Annotated in this window: 14 protein-coding genes; 6 read left to right on the top strand and 8 right to left on the bottom strand. The window is 48.2% G+C overall.

Annotated features, from left to right (window positions below; translation table 11 throughout):
* Positions 1–11: 11 nt before the first annotated feature.
* The 3 genes from BC351_RS10000 to BC351_RS42705 all read right to left on the bottom strand — a co-directional run bounded on the left by BC351_RS10000 (position 12) and on the right by BC351_RS42705 (position 2,134).
* Entirely contained in the window at positions 12–884 is an 873-nt protein-coding gene (locus BC351_RS10000; protein WP_079411346.1) for a helix-turn-helix transcriptional regulator, read from the bottom strand.
* Between the two features lie 265 nt (positions 885–1,149).
* On the bottom strand, positions 1,150–1,914 hold the full coding sequence (locus tag BC351_RS09995) for a hypothetical protein (RefSeq protein WP_079411344.1): 765 nt from the start codon (positions 1,912–1,914) through the stop codon (positions 1,150–1,152).
* Between the two features lie 46 nt (positions 1,915–1,960).
* Complete coding sequence (locus BC351_RS42705; protein WP_167388012.1) at positions 1,961–2,134, bottom strand: hypothetical protein; 174 nt, start codon at positions 2,132–2,134, stop codon at positions 1,961–1,963.
* Positions 2,135–2,348: 214 nt separating this feature from the next.
* On the opposite strand from BC351_RS42705, the gene BC351_RS09990 reads away from it, so the two are divergent.
* The 4 genes from BC351_RS09990 to trhA all read left to right on the top strand — a co-directional run bounded on the left by BC351_RS09990 (position 2,349) and on the right by trhA (position 5,339).
* Positions 2,349–2,675, top strand: coding sequence for a hypothetical protein (locus BC351_RS09990; RefSeq protein ID WP_079411342.1), 327 nt, complete (start codon positions 2,349–2,351; stop codon positions 2,673–2,675).
* A 212-nt stretch (positions 2,676–2,887) separates the two neighbouring features.
* Positions 2,888–3,988, top strand: coding sequence for a glycosyltransferase family 2 protein (locus BC351_RS09985; RefSeq protein ID WP_079411340.1), 1,101 nt, complete (start codon positions 2,888–2,890; stop codon positions 3,986–3,988).
* Complete coding sequence (locus BC351_RS09980; RefSeq protein WP_079411338.1) at positions 3,985–4,611, top strand: glycerol-3-phosphate acyltransferase; 627 nt, start codon at positions 3,985–3,987, stop codon at positions 4,609–4,611. The genes BC351_RS09985 and BC351_RS09980 overlap by 4 nt, the downstream gene beginning before the upstream one ends.
* A gap of 83 nt (positions 4,612–4,694) precedes the next feature.
* On the top strand, positions 4,695–5,339 hold the full coding sequence (gene trhA / locus BC351_RS09975) for a PAQR family membrane homeostasis protein TrhA (RefSeq protein ID WP_079411336.1): 645 nt from the start codon (positions 4,695–4,697) through the stop codon (positions 5,337–5,339).
* 333 nt (positions 5,340–5,672) lie between these two features.
* Here trhA and BC351_RS09965 read toward each other — a convergent pair whose 3' ends face one another.
* Positions 5,673–6,566 (bottom strand): helix-turn-helix transcriptional regulator, encoded by an 894-nt coding sequence (locus tag BC351_RS09965; protein WP_158082042.1) that lies wholly within the window; start codon positions 6,564–6,566, stop codon positions 5,673–5,675.
* A gap of 161 nt (positions 6,567–6,727) precedes the next feature.
* Here BC351_RS09965 and BC351_RS09960 point away from each other — a divergent pair, with 161 nt between their 5' ends.
* A complete protein-coding gene (locus BC351_RS09960) occupies positions 6,728–8,137 on the top strand; it encodes a HEAT repeat domain-containing protein (RefSeq protein ID WP_079411332.1) in 1,410 nt (469 codons plus the stop codon).
* A gap of 1,013 nt (positions 8,138–9,150) precedes the next feature.
* Here BC351_RS09960 and BC351_RS09950 read toward each other — a convergent pair.
* On the bottom strand, positions 9,151–9,999 hold the full coding sequence (locus BC351_RS09950; RefSeq protein WP_079411328.1) for an AraC family transcriptional regulator: 849 nt from the start codon (positions 9,997–9,999) through the stop codon (positions 9,151–9,153).
* A gap of 4 nt (positions 10,000–10,003) precedes the next feature.
* Complete coding sequence (locus tag BC351_RS09945; protein ID WP_079411326.1) at positions 10,004–10,657, bottom strand: TetR/AcrR family transcriptional regulator; 654 nt, start codon at positions 10,655–10,657, stop codon at positions 10,004–10,006.
* A 141-nt stretch (positions 10,658–10,798) separates the two neighbouring features.
* Here BC351_RS09945 and BC351_RS09940 point away from each other — a divergent pair, with 141 nt between their 5' ends.
* A complete protein-coding gene (locus BC351_RS09940) occupies positions 10,799–12,301 on the top strand; it encodes an MDR family MFS transporter (RefSeq protein ID WP_079411324.1) in 1,503 nt (500 codons plus the stop codon).
* Between the two features lie 93 nt (positions 12,302–12,394).
* On the opposite strand, the gene BC351_RS09935 is transcribed toward BC351_RS09940, so the two are convergent.
* The gene (locus BC351_RS09935) at positions 12,395–15,334 is read right to left on the bottom strand and encodes a DEAD/DEAH box helicase (RefSeq protein WP_079411322.1); all 2,940 of its coding nucleotides are present in this window, start codon (positions 15,332–15,334) and stop codon (positions 12,395–12,397) included.
* Entirely contained in the window at positions 15,331–16,887 is a 1,557-nt protein-coding gene (locus BC351_RS09930) for an SWIM zinc finger family protein (protein ID WP_079411320.1), read from the bottom strand. The genes BC351_RS09935 and BC351_RS09930 overlap by 4 nt, the downstream gene beginning before the upstream one ends.
* Positions 16,888–16,892 lie beyond the last annotated feature (5 nt).

Below are 16,892 nucleotides of genomic sequence, written 5' to 3'. Positions count from 1 at the left end.
TCCCGTCAAGCTTACTTTTGACGTTGATTGCGAAATTGATGGGGCGTGCTGCCCATGTGGTTTTTAAACATTTTGCAGAAATAAGAAGTGTTGCTTAAACCGATGGTTTCACCGATCTGGGCAATGGACAGGTCCGTTGCGTTCAGCAGCATAACAGCTTGCTGGATGCGGCGTGCCGCCACATAGTCAGAAATGCTGCCGCCTGTGCATTCTTTGAATAAATGGGACAAGTGGTGGGGGGATAAATGAAGCTCGCTAGCCATAACTTCCAGGCGCAGCGGCTCCGTGTAATGTCCCTCCAACCAGCTGAGTATGCGCTCAGCTTGATGCTTAATGCGTGTCGGACCGGCGACGCTTCGCTTGATTTCGCTGCGTTCCCAGATCGTTCTGAATGCGCGGAAAAAAGCAATTAGAAATAAGGAAAACTCCTCCAGATAATCTTTCCTGGGCAAGTCAGGCAGCTTTTCCTCCAAACTTGGAAACAAAGATAACAACGGCTCGGGCTCGCCTATCGCATAGAGGCAGGGCGCGGGCAGTTTGTTCGTATAGATATGCTTGAAGAAAGCGAGCAAGCTAGGCCATTTGTCGAAATAGGGCTCGTAAAGCGAAGGCTCGTAATGCACAATGGAACGAATAAAAGGCTGCTCGGCGTTCATTTGAATATGGTGAAGCTGGAAAGGTTGGAAAATACATAACATGCCAGCGGTAACTTCGTAGCTCTTCTGATCGACGATCAATGTCCCTTGTCCTTCATGGATGAACAGAATTTCAACGCCCTGATGGGCATGAAACGTACCTTGGTATTGAGCACTGCCGATCGTTTGCCGGCGATGCGTAAAATAAAGCGGCATTTCGTTTAAACCCAGATTTTGAATATATGTCATAAGAGGCACTTCCCTTGGGCCTTAATAGGAGCATATTTATTATACATGAAACCTGCGCGCAAGCTCTAGAGATTACGCAGGCAGTATAACCATCAGGCAGAGTCATGGCTGGAGTGATCTCTTTTGCATAGAGGCACTCTTATCGCCAGTCAAACAGGAAGCCAAATAACCTCCAATGCCACGGTAACGTGAGATTGAAGGTTATGATGAAGGCCATACATAGGCTTACGCTGGCTTAGAGTATAGCATAAGGCATGCCTTGTTTTTATTCGGCAGTTACTTTTTGCATTTTAGCCGGGTTGTTGATTTTGTAAGGCACGGGATGTTTGGACAGCTTTTTGGCGACGATTTTGCACTCGAAGGTGAGGGTGTCGCCGATGGCAAGCTCCAACTTTTTCAGTGTGTTGCTGTGGCTGGACCACGCGGTATCGACAATGAGCGCGGGCTCCAAGATGGAGACGGCTTCGTAGATCACGACTTCATCTTCCGTATCTGAGAAATTGTTCGGTACCGTTGTAAATTCTTTGACGGTTGCGATCATTTTCACCTTGTCTTCAGGAAGCTCCAGCTTGGGAGCTTTTTCTTTTTTGGCTTTGCTTTTGGCAGAAGGGGGCTTGTCCGCTTTATCTTGCTGAACGTTGTTCACTTCAGCAGGCACTTCGTCCGCAGCTAGATCAGTTACAGCGGAGATTTCTTCTTGCTGAACCGCACCCTCGGCAGCTTCAGCGGAAACAGCGTCCTCAGCCGTTGCTGTCAGCCTTTGACTGTAGTTAGCAGCCTGCATTTCTTTCAGGTAAGAGGGGTGAATGCAGTGCAGCTGTTCGTTGTCGAAGGCGATGACAGCCGTCATTTTATCAACGAAGCCTACGATGCGGCAAGGCATGTTCATGCCATTTCCTTTGTAGAAGAAGGCTTTCGTTTTGGCCGCTTTCTCTGAAAGCAAGCCCCAATCTTTGCATTGGTCCAGCTGTTCGGTTTCGTCTTCGAAGGTGTTATAGGTTAGGGGCTGGACGGTAAAAGTATGTTCCATCAGGTCTCCGCCTTTCAATTGTAGCTATGCAGCTCTCGTGTTTTCTTTATTCTAACCGGTAATCATCGGTTTTCTCTCCGTCTTCCCAGATCTCGACGAAAAGAGCTTCACAGTTATCGAACTCAGCCGGCTTAAGCGACAGCGCTTTTTCCTCGTCAGGACCGACATACACATTTTCCATGGTCTCGCCGTCGAAGGAGAGAATGACGTATATTTTCATGCCAGAATGCCTCCAGTAAGTTGATATTGACCATTATAGCATAATCCGGGAAATGTTCGTACGCAGGAAGCAGAGGGCCATGTTAGCGCATGAATTCTAAAGAATTCATTAAAAATTCTTTGTTGAAATTTTAGAAATGGATGACAGGGAAATGTTGGATGTTGTCGAACCTTTATCATTGCAAAAATATGATAGATAGAGGGGGAACAAGACGTTGGTAATTTGGAAAGGTTGGGGAATTTTGGCGGTGTTGATGGCGATGGCAGGTTTCGTCATTGGCATGATGATTGAAAGTGCGATTTATGGATCTTCCAAAGGCATCCTGCATGGGTGGCCATACACGCTTACCTTGATTGCAGCAGCAGTGGGCATCTGGTTCAGCGGCAAAGCATTGAATAAAAGCGCCGGACGGGTGCTCGTGGATCCGCAAACGAATCAGCAATTCAAAATGGGGACGCCTCATACCTTATTTTTCATTCCGATGCAATATACGTCGTTTGTTTTAGGCTTAATCGCTATACTGATGTTATTTTCAAAATAGGCTCGTTAACAAGGCCGTTCATTTTCCCGCTATGGGGAAGTGGATGGCTATTTTTGTACATTCGGATGGATGAGGGAAGCGGGCTGCCCAGCCAAAAGGATGGGTTTAAAATCATGCCAAAGTTCATATATATCAATACAAGCTGGCTCTCTTAGTGAAGCAGTCAGCACTTATATGGGGCGTGCGAGTGAAGGGAAGAGGAGGTTTCGTGGATGGCGATATGGATCCTATGTCTATGTGGAATCGGATGTCTCTCAGGATTCCTGTTGTTTCGTAAAAACGTGCTTAAAGTCAGCCAAGAACTGGACTTGAGCAAGGTAACGCTGTCTGTCATTATCCCTGCCCGGAATGAAGCAGGCAATTTGCCGCAGCTTCTTCATGCGCTGAAGATTCAATCGCTGGAACCGTATGAAATTATTGTGGTGGACGACTTTTCGGACGATGAAACACAAGCTATTGCCGAAAGTTATGGTGCAACGGTGATTGCGAATCCTAGTCTTCCTGAAGGATGGACGGGCAAGAACTGGGCGGTTTGGAACGGATATTTGCAGTGTTCCGGCAATCTTATCGCTTTTCTTGATGCCGATATTAAGCTTGCACCGCGGGCGCTTGAAACATTGGTTAAAGTTCGACATCAAGCCGGCGGAGTTATTTCTGTCGTTCCTTTTCATTTTACGGTGAAATGGGTTGAAAGGCTGGCGCTCATATTTAATTTTTTGGGCGTATTTGCCTTTACATCCCCATTTGAGACAAATAATCCCCAAAAAGGTCTGTATGGCTCCTGCATTCTCACGAGAAGAGAAGATTACGAAACGATCCAAGGACATGCGGGCATACGCTCAGAAATGTTAGATGATTTGAACCTCGGCGCGGCCTTTGTGCGGGCAGGCATTGGCGTCACGAATTTTCTGGGAAGCGGCCTTGTTTCTTTTCGCATGTACCCAGAAGGGATGAAAAGCCAGATTCAAGGCTTCGGCAAAGGGGCTGTATTAGGAACATCCAAGTTGAGAGGAGGCACCATCGTACTGGTAGCTTTTTGGGTTATCGGGCTGATTGTGTCAGATTCTTTTTTTGTATTTATACCTACCTCATGGGCGCTGCCGCTGTTCATCGGGTATTTGCTGTATATGCTGCAATTATTTTATTTTATTAAATATGTCGGTGTTTTTGGAGTTCTCATGCCGGTCCTGCATGTCCTATCGACGTTATTTTTCATATATGTCATGTTGTATTCCGCCTATCAAGTTGTATTCCTAGGCCATGTATCCTGGAAAGGAAGGAAAGTCAAAGTAGGAAGCAGGCGAGCACTATGATTATCGTTTGGACGTTATGCGCTTTTGTATGCGGCTCTTTGATGTTTTCTTATTGGCTTGGCCGCATTGTTCGGACTAATTTGAAAACGGTTGGAGACGGGAACCCTGGCGCATTGAATCTTTGGAAAGCGGCGGGATTCAGATGGGGAATTATGGGGATAGTGCTTGATTTTCTAAAAGGTTATCTGATCCTTATGTTGTTGCTTGGCAGCAACCGGATAGAGGGCTATGCGGTGATTCCCGTTGCGCTGGCACCAATTGTCGGGCATGCCTTTTCGCCTTTCCTTAGTGGCAAGGGAGGCAAAGCGATCGCGGTGACATTTGGCGTATGGAGTGCTTTGAGCGGATTTGAGGTTTCACTTGCTCTTGCCATCATTCTAGCTGTTTTCTTAGGTGTCATAAAGCTTATCAGCAAAGGCAAGCCCACATCGCCGGTTTCAGACGGCACGCAGGTTGTCCTTGGCTTGCTGCTTATTGGCATTTATTTGCCTATAAGGGGATTCAGCGGCGCGGTCATTTGGGTATGGGTAGGTAATCTGTTGTTAATTGCCTACACCCATAGAAATGAACTGCGAGCGAGTTGGAGGCAGCTGTTCAATAAAACCGTTAAATCCATGAAATAACGCAGGGGTCGCTCCTATCTGATTACATACTAGTCCTGACCGTGGGAAAAACTAGGATGGTCAGAAAGGAGTGACCCCTTGTCATGGAAACCGGTCTTCATTTGAGGGAAGAACGTTTAAATGCCATTAGTCATGGTATTGGCGTGATACTAAGTGCTATAGGACTTGTGCTGCTGCTTCAGCGTGCTGCGATGTTCCAAGATTGGACTTATACGATCAGTAATTTAATCTACGGCACATCATATTGTCTTGTGTATCTGTCCTCAACACTCCTGCATAGTTCCCGCTCCCGCCAATGGAGTGAACGCTTCGAGAAGCTGGATCATGCTTCCATTTTCATCGCGATAGCGGGTTCATATACCCCATTTCTCCTCATTACGCTGCCAGGGTTCATTGGTTATACGTTATTAGTTGTGATTTGGGCGCTGGCGCTGGTCGGTGTTCGTTACGTTTCTTTTATTATTAAACGGTTTATGCCTTGGGGGCTGATCTTTTACATGATCATGGGAGGCTTCATGATGTCATTAATCCTTCCGTTGTACCATCGGCTTCCAATGATCGCTGTGACCTGGATCGTGCTTGGCGTTATCGCTTATTTGGTCGGACTGATGTTTTTTCTTTGGCGAAATTTAAGGTATCATCATACCATTTGGCACTTGTTTGTGCTTGTCGGAAGCAGTTGTCACTTCATCGCCGTGTACGGGTATGTCATGCCCTCGCTCCTATAAGCTGGGACCTATCCGGTTAATGCTGAATTCTTGGTGACCCAATATTTCGGCCTTTGTTAGCTTGCCCTCGGCTGCCTCGCGAATTTCCTGCTAAATGTGTATTTGTTGGCGGTAATTTTGATAAGGGGGACGACAGCTGAACCTGTGAACAGTAGCAACATCATCTTTCTCGTTCATAACGAGACTATCTGTTCCCGCTGCATAATCATGGGCCATGAAATATTCCTCCCTTATGTTTATATCTAGTTTAAGGAAGGGAAGCAGCCTTGAATAAAGACTTTTCTCACGGAAGTTAGCACAAGACTAAGATGATGTTGGATAAGTCGCTGCTCGTCAAGGGGAGAACAGTCTTCGTCGTGCTTCTGAAGGCGGATATTGCTTATATTTCTTATATAGCTTTGTAAAATAGTTGGCATTTCCGCAGCCGATCCGCTCCGAGATTTCCGAGACGGTCCACTCCGTTTCCCGGAGCAAGCGATCCGCTTCCTGAATGCGCAGCCAATTGATGTAATCAATGAAGGTGCGTCCAGTCAGTCTTTTGAATGTTTTGCAAAAATGGTAGGGATTCAAATTCACCATCCGGGCAGCTTTTTCCACAGTAAGTGGTTCTGTGATATGGGACTCCAAATACTGAATCAACGGTTTGAAGGACTCCGAGTGACGCTTCGGAGCGGGTTTAGCTGCGAATTTATCGCCAAGGAATTGCCGCGAAAGCCGTGTGAACAGAAGATGAAAGTTATGTTTAATGACCAGCTCGTAGGCAGGCTGCTTCTGCTCAAACTCGGTCGTTGATTCCCGAATTAAGTTCCGGTAGGGGGCTGCAAGCTCATCATTTGCCAGCAGCTTCACCGGTAAATGAGCTCGCCCATCAAGAAAAGGCAGAATATGCCGTTCATAAACAGGGTCAGGAGGTACTATGCGAAGCAGCGCAGCGTTAAAGACAATCGCGACATACTCCATTTCTTCATTTGCGGTACTATAGCCAACATGCAATGCACCAGAGGGGACGAACAAGAGATCACCGGCTTCGACTTCGTAAGGCTGGCTATTGATAAGAAACAAGGCTTTGCCATACTGCATGTCAATGATTTCAAAATGCTCATGCCAATGAAGATAAAGGATATTGGCATCCTTACTCGCATTCGCAGGGCGGTTGCGATAAAACCAGATAGGATAGCTGTTGTCCCATCGCGGTGTTTGTTCCATTAGATCCTGTGGGTATGTCATGGGTGTCCTCGCTTTCTTTTCATTCCGAATTCGAAGGGGAAAGGGCATCTTAGTTTTGTGCTACCTCTAATTAAGATCGTCTATTATTTGTTGGCAGCGTCTTTCTTATAATAAGGATATTGTTACTGCAATCATACAAATGCCAAGGAGGCTAGAACAACATGCAGGAAAATAACCTTTTATTATTGACAGACGAACAAATGAGAACCTTTATAACCAACGGGTGCCTGTTGCTCAAAACAGACTTCTCCGCCGAGTTTCATGCGAATCTTCTGGAACAACTAAACACAGTCTACACCGAAGAAGGCAACCCTGGAAATAATCTATTGCCCCGCATCCGGGATTTGCAAAAAGTGTTTGATCACCCCGTAGTTACTGGCGCACTTACGAGCGTGCTGGGACCCAACTATATGATGCATGCGCATCGACATGGACATTTCAATGCCTCTGATAAAGCCGGAGGCTGGCACAAGGACAGCTATTGGGGTTATGATCGCATGCGCAATCACCATCCCAATTGGGCAATGATTATGTACTTTCCGCAGGACACTCCCGTGGAATTAGGGCCAACAGGCATCTTGCCAGGCACGCAAAATCATCAATCCCGCAACTTTGAGTCGAGTGAACAGGCAGGCGAAGTATTGGCAAACGGGGAAGCAGGCACCTTCGCGTTGATTCATTACGATATTTGGCACCGTTCTACGCCGAACATCCTTGGGCAGCCCCGCTATATGCTGAAGTTTGAGTTCATGCGAACCGAGATGCCGCAGCAGCCAAGCTGGAACAACCAAGAGCGTGCTTGGAAGAGACCAACAAATCTCCTTGCGCCGATCGCTGAGCATGACCTCATGTGGGAAGAAACATGGAACTGGCTATCTGGGGAAATTGGCAGTTTGGCTGAAACCGCTTCGCCGGATGCGGAGCACATTCAGGAACTGGCCAGCCAATTGGCTGGATTTGAGCCTACGGCGATCAACGCTGCTTATGATTTGGCTCGCAGAGGGCAACTGGGGATTGAAGCTTTGCTTAAGGGACTGAACAGCGACAATGAGCAAGTGTCCCGCGTATCTGCTTACGGATTGTCCGTTGCCGGAAGTGGTGCGGTTAAAGGGTTAACCGCAGCCCTAACTAGTGAAAATAAGGACATCGTCGTGCGTGCTGTGTTTGCACTTGGTGAATTAAGAGGACTGGCGGCTGAAGCTGCTCCGGCTTTAGTTAAGCTGTTTGAGCATCCAGCTGAAGAGGTCCGCATCGCTGTCGTCGATGCGCTTGGTTTCGTAGACAGACCAAGCGATGAGATTGTGGCTAGCTTGGCAAAAGCCTTGCAAGACGCGAACGCGCAGGTCCGCTTCATGGCGAGCTTATCTTTATCTCGCTTAGGTGCTTCTGCCGAAGCGGCAGTGCCGCAGCTGGAAGTTGCGCTGGATGACGAAAACCGCTATGTGCGTGCACATGCCGCGGAATCCTTGCACTACATCGGTACAGAGCGGGCTAAAAATACGCTCATTAAGTATTTATTAAACTCCCGCTGGTGTCCAACTACGACGAAAGTTAACGCTTTCTATCCGTAAACAAGTGTGGCCTGTGAAACTGCTTGTTCCCTATAGGAACGGCAGGTCACAGGCCGCTTTTTTGTTATAACTCCTTGTGTGCTCAAAGCGCGGCAAGTGCGCTAGATACGCCGAGTGGGGCAGGGTGAGCAAGTGCTAAGCACCTCAAGTAGCTTAAGTAGCTCAAGTACCTCAAGTAGTTCAAGTACCTCAAGTAGCTAAGTAGCCCAAGTAGCTCAAGTACCTCAAGTAGCCGAAGCATCCCAAGCACCCCAAGTACCTCAAGTAGCTTAAGTAGCTCAAGTACCTCAAGTAGCCGAAGCATCCCAAGCACCCCAAGTAGCCCAAGTAGCCTAAGTACCTCAAGTACCTCAAGTACCTCAAGTAGCCAAGCCCCTCAAGTACCTAAGCCCAGACGAAACGGAACTGAGATCCCTTATTTCACTGAAAACTACCACCAAACCCGCTCAAAGGGAACTGAGATCCGCTATTTTGCACATTTCAGCCTCAAATTGGTGATATTTCATCAAATAGCGTACTCCAGTTCCTCTTCACATGAGAAACTGCTTAATTTGTCCGAAATAGCGTACCCTAGTTCCGCCTGAGTTAGCATATGGAGCAACAAAGAGCCAAACCCAGCCAAACTCCAGTTGAACACAATGAAAAAAGCAAGGAAAGAGAAAGAAACGAGTAGCTCAAGTAGCCCAAGCACCTCAAGTAGCATAAGTACCTCAAGTAGCCCAATTCGCCCAAGTATCCCCAAGCACCCTACTACCTCAAGCCCCTCAAGCCCCTCAACCCAGACGAAACGGAACTGAGATCCCTTATTTCACTGAAAACTAGCACAAAACCTGTTCAAAGGGAACTGAGATCCGCTATTTTTCACATTTCAGCCTCAAAATGGCGATATTTCATCAAATAGCGTACTCCAGTTCCTCTTCACATCAGAAACTGCTTTCCGAAATAGCGTACCCCAGTTCCGCCTGAGTTAGCATATGGAGCAAACAAGAGCACTCACTCACTCACTCACTCACTCACTCACCCAGCTGCGGCTTCAAATCGCGAAAAGCCGTAGGCTTGAAGCCAGTATGCTCACGGAACATGCGTGAGAAATACGATAACTCCATGCCGAGGGTGTCAGCGATTTGGGAAACGTTTAGATCCGTCATCATCAGATAATCCTTGGCTTTCTCGCAACGAAGATGATTCATATATTGAATGGGGGAATACCCCGTAAATTGTTTAAATGCATTGATAAAGTAGTTCGGATGGTAATGAGCGATGCGAGACAATGTATCTACAGAAACATTCTCAGCAAGGTGTTGTTCCATGTAGAGCAGCACGCTGTTCATTTTCTCAAAAGTTGGGGTTGAAGCCAAATTAAGTTTGACTTTATCGCATTGATCAATGAAATCAGCGATACATGTCATTAGAACGGCATTGAGTCTGAATTCAGAGGTCAGTTCATCGCTTTGCCGGTAGGTAATGAGCTGCTCAAAGGTTGATTGGAGGGCGTCCGGGTCTTTCACCTTGATGAAAGGGGAGGTTTGCAGAATTTGGAATAAGTCCAAATCCCCGATTTTTGCTGTGAAATGGGCCCAATATTTGCCGAAAGTATGCTCGCTGATCGTGCCGTAGGCCTGATCGCTTCCGGCGGGGAGCAGATAAAGCTCGTCTGGCTTGGGATAATAGGTGCGATCGCCAATACGGACGTAGCCTTCGCCCTCACGAATGTAATAGAGTCGATTAAAAGGACAAGCGTCATTCTCGTCTTGCCAGGCCCTAGTAACTTTGGTATAAGCCGCATAGGATAAATCAAGCTTGGCCTTGGCGATGTACTTTTTCCAGAAAGTCCGTTGACTTTCATTCATATCTGTCTTCATGCTGTTAAATTCCTTTCACAAACAGTCGGCAAATACCTTCAGTGAACTGCTCCTTCGTGTATCCAAGTATTTCCCTATGGTACATATATTGATCAGGCATGAGAGAGCCAAGTATGGTATTCACGGTCAGGGTAACATCCAGCGGTTGAATCTCCTCTTGTTGAACAGCACGTTCTATTAGAGGAGCAAGGATGTTATGCAAACGAATGAAAATCGGTTTTTTGTGCAAATAGAAGCTGCCCTTATCGTTATAAGTCATATTGACCGAAGAGAGCAGGGAGGCTTTATCATCGATGAAGTCGATAATCAGCTTGATCGAATTGGATACTTGACTCATCGCCTTAGTCTCTGGAGCAGGATCGGTCAAACTTTTTTCCAAAGATTCGATGAACTGGGAAGTTGTTGAACGCAATAAGTCGCTGCAAACTTCCCCAATATGCGCATATCGGCGATAGAGTGTACCTTGACCTACTCCTGCTTCTTTGGCGATTTGGTGCATGGTCACGGTTTCAATAGCATGTGTTCGAAAAAGGTTTCGCGCCGTTGTCAGAATACGTCTTCGATACTCGGAATCCTTTTCTTCACGTCGGCCGCAAATTGTATTGGCTTCGAACTCTAGATTATACAACGAGTCTTTGGGGTCATCGGTATGGTTCATGCGCGTACGCCTCCTGAAAACAATCCTTAACAAAATAATTAATTGACATTACGGACAATTGTCCGTAATATGGGGTTGCGGACAATTGTCCGTTACTATTGTAACATAAAAAGAGAGCGATTGTCGAAGGAGGAGCAGGAAATGAGTCAGAAAACAACATCCGGTGAAACCGAACCGGAATTTAAGATTAGCAGTATATTGGTGCCGTTGATTGCTATTATAACAGGTATTTTTATGGTTATCCTCGACTCCACAGCAATGAATGTGGCCTTGTCGAAATTGGTTGTTGATTTTCAAACGGATTTGCCAACGATTCAATGGACGGTAACGGGGTATATGTTAGCCACAGCCGCGGTTATTCCATTGGCGGGTTGGTTATCCGATCGTTTCGGAGCCAAAAATGTATTCTTGACTTCCGTTTTATTGTTCACGATCGCTTCGGTCTTATGCGCAACGCCAAATAGTGCCGAATCGTTAATTATCTTCCGCGTTCTGCAAGGTTTAGGCGGCGGGTTCGTGATGCCGGTTGCCATGGCCTATGTGTTCCGACTCAGTCCTCCAAGGAAAATCGGTCAAGTCATGGGTATGCTGGGTGTGCCAATCCTGTTGGCTCCTGCAATCGGACCTATTTTGGCCGGTTGGCTGGTAGAGTACCATTCTTGGCATTGGATTTTCCTGATTAATCTTCCTGTCGGTATTTTCAGCTTTATTTTCGGACTATGGAAGCTGCCTGCGGTAGCCCGCAAGAAAATAGCCGGCTTCGACTTGCCAGGCATGATTCTTGGACCTATTGCTTTTGCCGCCTTGTCCTACGGCATTACACAAGGCGCGGAAAGCTGGACTTCTGCTAAAACGCTTGGCGGAATTATCATCGGAGCCGTTGCCCTGATCGCTTTCATCATTGTTGAATTGAAGGCTAAGATTCCTTTGCTAGAGCTGCGCGTGTTCAAATCGGTAGATTTCTCCTTTGGTATTTTTGTGCAATGGGTTTTGCAATTTTCCTTATTCGGGGCCATCTTCCTGCTTCCGCAATTTCTTCAGCAAGCCCGCGGCTATGGCGCTTTTGATACAGGAATGACGCTGTTCCCGCAAGCGATCGCGTCAGCGGTCATGATGCCAATTGGCGGCTACTTATTTGACAAGATTGGTGTGCGTTGGTTAGTTGTGGTTGGACTGAGCCTAGTTTCCGGCGCTATCTTTCAATACTCGCATGTCAACTTAACGACAGAAGGATCTGATCTGATTCTGCCGCTCATTATGGCGGGCGCGGGTATGGGCCTTATGATGATGCCGCTGAACTCTCACTTGATCAAGAAGGCTCCGCAAGATTTGGTTAGCCGCGTGACTTCGTTAACAAGTGCGATGCAGCAAGTTATCAACTCCTTCGCTGTGGCGACACTGGTGACTATTCTTTCTTCGCGAGTGACGTCAACGATTGCTGAGAAGAACATCCCGATCACGGGTCCGGCTGATATGCAGAAAGCCATGCTGGCAGTGGCGCCAGAGGCCTTCGGGCATACTTTCCGTGTGATGTTGTTTATTGCTGTCGGAGGGATTGTCCTTGGTTTCTTCCTGCGTCGCGGCAAAGAACATTCCTCGGAAGCCGTGAAAAAAACAGAAGTCGTGCTAGAGGGACTTCACTAAAAAGAGAACAAAAAGTGCAGGCTGCTTCTTAGAAGCAGCCTGCACTTTTTTTAGTTAATACATGGCTTGCTCTGACGCGGAACCCAGTCCCGACTACCAGGCTTTGCGAAGCGCAAACAAGTCGCTAAGTTCCTCGTTCGACAGTTCCGTAATCCAGCCTTCGGAAGTAGAAATGACGTTCTCGCTCAGGCTCATTTTATTCTCGAGCATCTCGTCGATCCGTTCTTCCAAGGTGCCAAGTGATATGAACTTATGCACCAGAACGTTGCGTGTTTGTCCCATGCGATACGCGCGGTCGGTCGCCTGGTTCTCCACGGCTGGGTTCCACCAGCGATCGAAGTGGAATACGTGATTGGCTGCGGTCAAGTTCAGCCCCACACCGCCGGCTTTCAGCGAAAGCACAAAGATGCCCGGGCTGTTCTCGTCTCCTGCTTGGAACGTATCGATCATCCGGTCGCGCTCCGTTTTGGATGTGCTCCCGTTCAAATACAGGACAGGTTCATTCCGCTGGGCCCGCAATACATCAGCGAGAATTCGGCCCATGCCAACGTATTGGGTGAAAATCAGGCAGGATTCGCCCTCGTCACGGAGCTCGCCAACCATGGCGACAATCCGCTCGAGCTTCGCCGAACGCAGGATGAAAGCCTCGCGGCTGATCTCGGATAAGAGGGATTCCTCGGAAAGCATCGCTTCCTTCGTTAACAGAAGAGGATGATCGCATAATTGCTTAAGCTGGGTTAGGGCAGCCAGAATTGCACCTTTGCGCTCCATGCCTTCCAGCTTCTGCATACGTTCCATCAGGTTCTTAACCGCTTGCTCATAGAGCGCACCCTGCTCCGGAGTAAGGTTGATATAGACTTTCATTTCCTGCTTGTCCGGCAAGGCGAGCTGGATCGCCGGATCTTTCTTTTTGCGGCGCAGCATGAAAGGCTTGACGAGCTTCTGGAGCTGAAGCGTTCGTTCTTCATCCTGATGCTTCTCGATGGGATTCGCGAAACGATGCTGGAACCCGCGCTGATTCCCAAGGTATCCAGGATTCAAGAAATCATAGATCGACCAAAGCTCGGATAAGCGATTCTCAATTGGTGTTCCTGTCAAGGCAATACGATGCTTGGCCTGGAGCGAGCGAACGGCTGCAGATTGCTTGTTTTGAGCGTTTTTGATGTTCTGTGCTTCGTCCAGACAAAGCGAACTCCAGACCGTTTCCTGCAACGTTTCTTGATCCATTAAAGCTGTTGTATAAGAAGTGAGTACGATATCCGTACCTTTCAATAAGCTCGAGAAGGCTTCGCCGCTTAAGCGCCCTTTGCCGTAATGGAGAACGACGTTTAATTCCGGAGCGAAGCGGGCTAACTCCTTTTGCCAATTGCCAAGGACGGAAGTAGGACAAATGAGCAGGGCGGGCTGCTCCGCTTCAGATTTATGATGCAGCAAGTAAGTGATGAATTGGACGGTTTTCCCTAGCCCCATATCATCAGCTAAGCAGGCACCCAATCCGAACTTTCTCAGGAAGCTCAGCCATGTAAAGCCTTCTTTCTGGTAGTGGCGCAGTTCGGCTTGCAATCCCTTGGGAATGTCCAACAAGCTCAGTTCAGAAGGCGAACCTAATTGGTGCAGCAGGGCTAGGAGATGCGAATTTAACTCAACTTCCAGTTGAACCCTTTCATCTTGCGCTTTTGCTTCCTCTTCTGTCAGGCTGTTGGATGACGATGCGTCTTGCTCTGATGCCTGGAGGAGATGCAGTTGGAAAATATCCTGCAAGGATAAGCCTTCATCCGGATTCACACTGGACATCAGCCTTCGAATCTGCTCGAGCAGAGCAGGATCGAGGTAGACCCACTGTCCGCGGAACCGGATAAGTCGGTCGTTGCGGCTGAGCAAGGCGGCGAATTCCGCTTCACTGAGATCCGAATCGCCAATGGCAATTCGCCAATCGAAGTTGACCAAGGCGTTCAGGCCAAAAAGCGATTGAGCTTTGCCGCCGCTGCCGCCGGCTTCGCTGGACACTTTGGCGCGCAGCCGAGGTTTGCGCTTGGAGGCGGCTTCCCACCAGCCGGGCAGCATGACATTCCAGCCGTCCTCCAGCAGGCGCAGGCTGTCGGTTGTAAGGAAGGTCCAAGCCGCTTCATTGCTAAGCGGCTCCGCCAAAAGCTCGCTGCCGTCATGCATGCCAGGCAAAGCCTCTGTCAATCTCGTCACCCAGCCGGGAGAACGCTCCTTGATGGAGGGAGTCCAGCTGCTATCCCAAGTTCCAGATGCCTGTCCATCCAAGGATAGCCGAATCGGCGTGACCAGAGCGCCTTCATGCTTATCCTGCAGGACAAGCCGAATTCGCCAGTCGTCGTCGTCTTCGTCCGGCTCCAAGAGCTGCAGAGCTGGGCGGAAGGGGGTTGTATCCGGCTTCCAGCCCAGAGATTGAAGCCACTCTTCCTCCGTGAAAGCATCTATGGCTGAAGGCGCGGATTTGCGCCCATGAAACAGCGCCGGATATTCACGCCGCAGATCAGCAAGCGAAGCTTCGCTGTTATAATGTTCAGTGGCAACAACCGCGGAAAAGGCGGCCTGTAAGCCTGCTATCTCCGAATCAAAGCCATGGCGCCCTTGAAGCGTATCCCAATCCAACTGCTGAAGCTCTGTGGACTCCGTATCCCAAACCCATTCGAGCCTCCCCTCACGAAAGGCTTGATAGCTCGGTACGTAATGACCTTCTTTGGCAGCTTGATATAAGATCGGAGCGGCTGCAAGCAGTCCATTGGCTGTGCCATTGCCGCCTTCCCAACGCAGAATGTCCATGAAGCCTGGGGCTGCAAAGAAACTAAGGACCATATCCACGGGCAAAATGGCCACAGATACTTCACCCGCTGCTTGTATCCCCAAGGTTGTGCCATAGTAAGAGGGCTCATGCCAGGCAAACAAAACTTTGCGCAGCATTTCCCCTGGCAGATCCCGTCCGTCCTGAGTTCCCCATATTAGGGCATCTCCGGATTCTGATAGCGTTGTATATATCGTCATGTCATGCAATTTTGTAGTCATCCCATAAGCTTTCCTTTCCTCAGTTCCTCCTGCAAAGCACGAAGCCGGCTGTATCGCTCCACAAAGCCGGCGAAGAAAATGTCCCATCGCTCGGGCTGCTTCATCTTTTTGTACACTTTTTCTAATCGTTTCAGCAGCTTGGTTGCTGCCTTATAATCATGACGATTTTTCAAGCTTACATAATGATCCACGGCTTGATGATAGTAGGGAAGCAGCAGTACCGGCGATTCTTTCTCAATCGGCTGCAGAACACTCACGCGATGGTGGAGGGGGTCATGTCCCAGAACGATCTGCAATTCCAGCCAAGCTTTCCATTTCCCTTGTTCATACAAGACAGCTTCGATGATGGCAAGCGAATGCGGTAAAAACTGCTCGAAAATGTGCCACATCTGTTCTTCTGCGTGAGGCTCATGGCTGACAGCTAATTTCCAAAAGTCGGCATAGAGCTCAAGCTTCTTGTTTTGTCTTATATTGAAAAAAGGTGCTGACTTACTAAGCCAGGTCACTAGCCCTGCCCATTGTTGAGCCTCAGCCAGCTGATTCAATAAAGTAAGGAATAATGCGGCAGGCAGCTCCTTGAAGGAGGAACTCGTTGCCAAAGCGTCCCAGGCTTCATCACTTTTACCTTGCAGCAGCAAGATGTAAGCTCTCGCCGCCGAGACGGAAGGGGACGGTGAAACTTCGGCCAAGGTTACAAGGTGGTCTTGTTCCTGGATAAGCAAGCGGTCAGCTTCGGAATAAGGCGTAATCCAGTATTTCCAAAGTGCCGTATATACCCCGAAATCATGATATTTGTGACCGGAGTCTTCAGACATTTGCTCTCTCACATAGGCTAAGGTTTGATCAATCCGCTCGCTGGAGGCGGCGGGATTTACGGTGTCTGTTTTCGTCTTAAGCCACTCCAGCATTTCGTCTGAAAAGCGATAGATGGTGGAAGACGTGTAATAAGATGAAGTGGTCAGCGTCATCTGCTCTTTGATTTTTCGGAAAATAAAAAGCCATTTGTGCAGCTCGAAAAAAAGCGAATCTATCGCTGGAAAATCAGGAGTGACTTTATTTAAATTGTTCAAGTGTTGTCGGAGTGCTTCTACATAGATGCCTTGATCGTAAGATGGCTTAATAGATGAAGCGTATTGATTCAGAAAATGCTGCCATCCCTGCACATCCATGTTAGGCAGCTGTTTGAGGCTGGAATCGATATTGGAGTCCGCCGCCCGTTTGAGATACAGCTTCGCGTTCATGATTTGGGTTGCCGGGTAACCTAGACGATCAGCGAGCTCCATCATCACCGCTGCCAGATGCTTGCAAGAACTTTGCATAGGACATGAGCATAGACTCAAGCTAAGCTTATCCAGGATCAAAGAAACCTTGTAGGTCTCAGCTTCTTCGACAACGGCTTGCACCCTGCGAGCCTCAGTCACATTAAGTGCGGTGACCTGCTGCTGCTTGAACAAAGTAAACCCTCGACTCAGCGTAACCTCATTGTAGGCTTCAGCAACATACTCGAGCAGCTTCGGCCATTGGCTATCAGTTAAAAGGGGAGAATTGCTCATTGGAA

It is taken from the genome of Paenibacillus ferrarius (assembly GCF_002027705.1).
Taxonomy (GTDB): domain Bacteria; phylum Bacillota; class Bacilli; order Paenibacillales; family NBRC-103111; genus Paenibacillus_E; species Paenibacillus_E ferrarius.
The sequence above is the reverse complement of the archived record's forward strand: the minus strand, read 5'-3'. Positions and strand labels throughout refer to the sequence as shown.

Coding starts and splice junctions, on each gene's coding strand:
- BC351_RS09930 (WP_079411320.1), bottom strand. CDS start 16,887: ATGAGCAATTCTCCCCTTTTAACTGATAGCCAATGGCCGAAGCTGCTC.
- trhA (WP_079411336.1), top strand. CDS start 4,695: ATGGAAACCGGTCTTCATTTGAGGGAAGAACGTTTAAATGCCATTAGT.
- BC351_RS09960 (WP_079411332.1), top strand. CDS start 6,728: ATGCAGGAAAATAACCTTTTATTATTGACAGACGAACAAATGAGAACC.
- BC351_RS09985 (WP_079411340.1), top strand. CDS start 2,888: ATGGCGATATGGATCCTATGTCTATGTGGAATCGGATGTCTCTCAGGA.
- BC351_RS09965 (WP_158082042.1), bottom strand. CDS start 6,566: ATGACATACCCACAGGATCTAATGGAACAAACACCGCGATGGGACAAC.
- BC351_RS42705 (WP_167388012.1), bottom strand. CDS start 2,134: ATGAAAATATACGTCATTCTCTCCTTCGACGGCGAGACCATGGAAAAT.
- BC351_RS09950 (WP_079411328.1), bottom strand. CDS start 9,999: ATGAAGACAGATATGAATGAAAGTCAACGGACTTTCTGGAAAAAGTAC.
- BC351_RS09980 (WP_079411338.1), top strand. CDS start 3,985: ATGATTATCGTTTGGACGTTATGCGCTTTTGTATGCGGCTCTTTGATG.
- BC351_RS10000 (WP_079411346.1), bottom strand. CDS start 884: ATGACATATATTCAAAATCTGGGTTTAAACGAAATGCCGCTTTATTTT.
- BC351_RS09995 (WP_079411344.1), bottom strand. CDS start 1,914: ATGGAACATACTTTTACCGTCCAGCCCCTAACCTATAACACCTTCGAA.
- BC351_RS09940 (WP_079411324.1), top strand. CDS start 10,799: ATGAGTCAGAAAACAACATCCGGTGAAACCGAACCGGAATTTAAGATT.
- BC351_RS09935 (WP_079411322.1), bottom strand. CDS start 15,334: ATGACTACAAAATTGCATGACATGACGATATATACAACGCTATCAGAA.
- BC351_RS09945 (WP_079411326.1), bottom strand. CDS start 10,657: ATGAACCATACCGATGACCCCAAAGACTCGTTGTATAATCTAGAGTTC.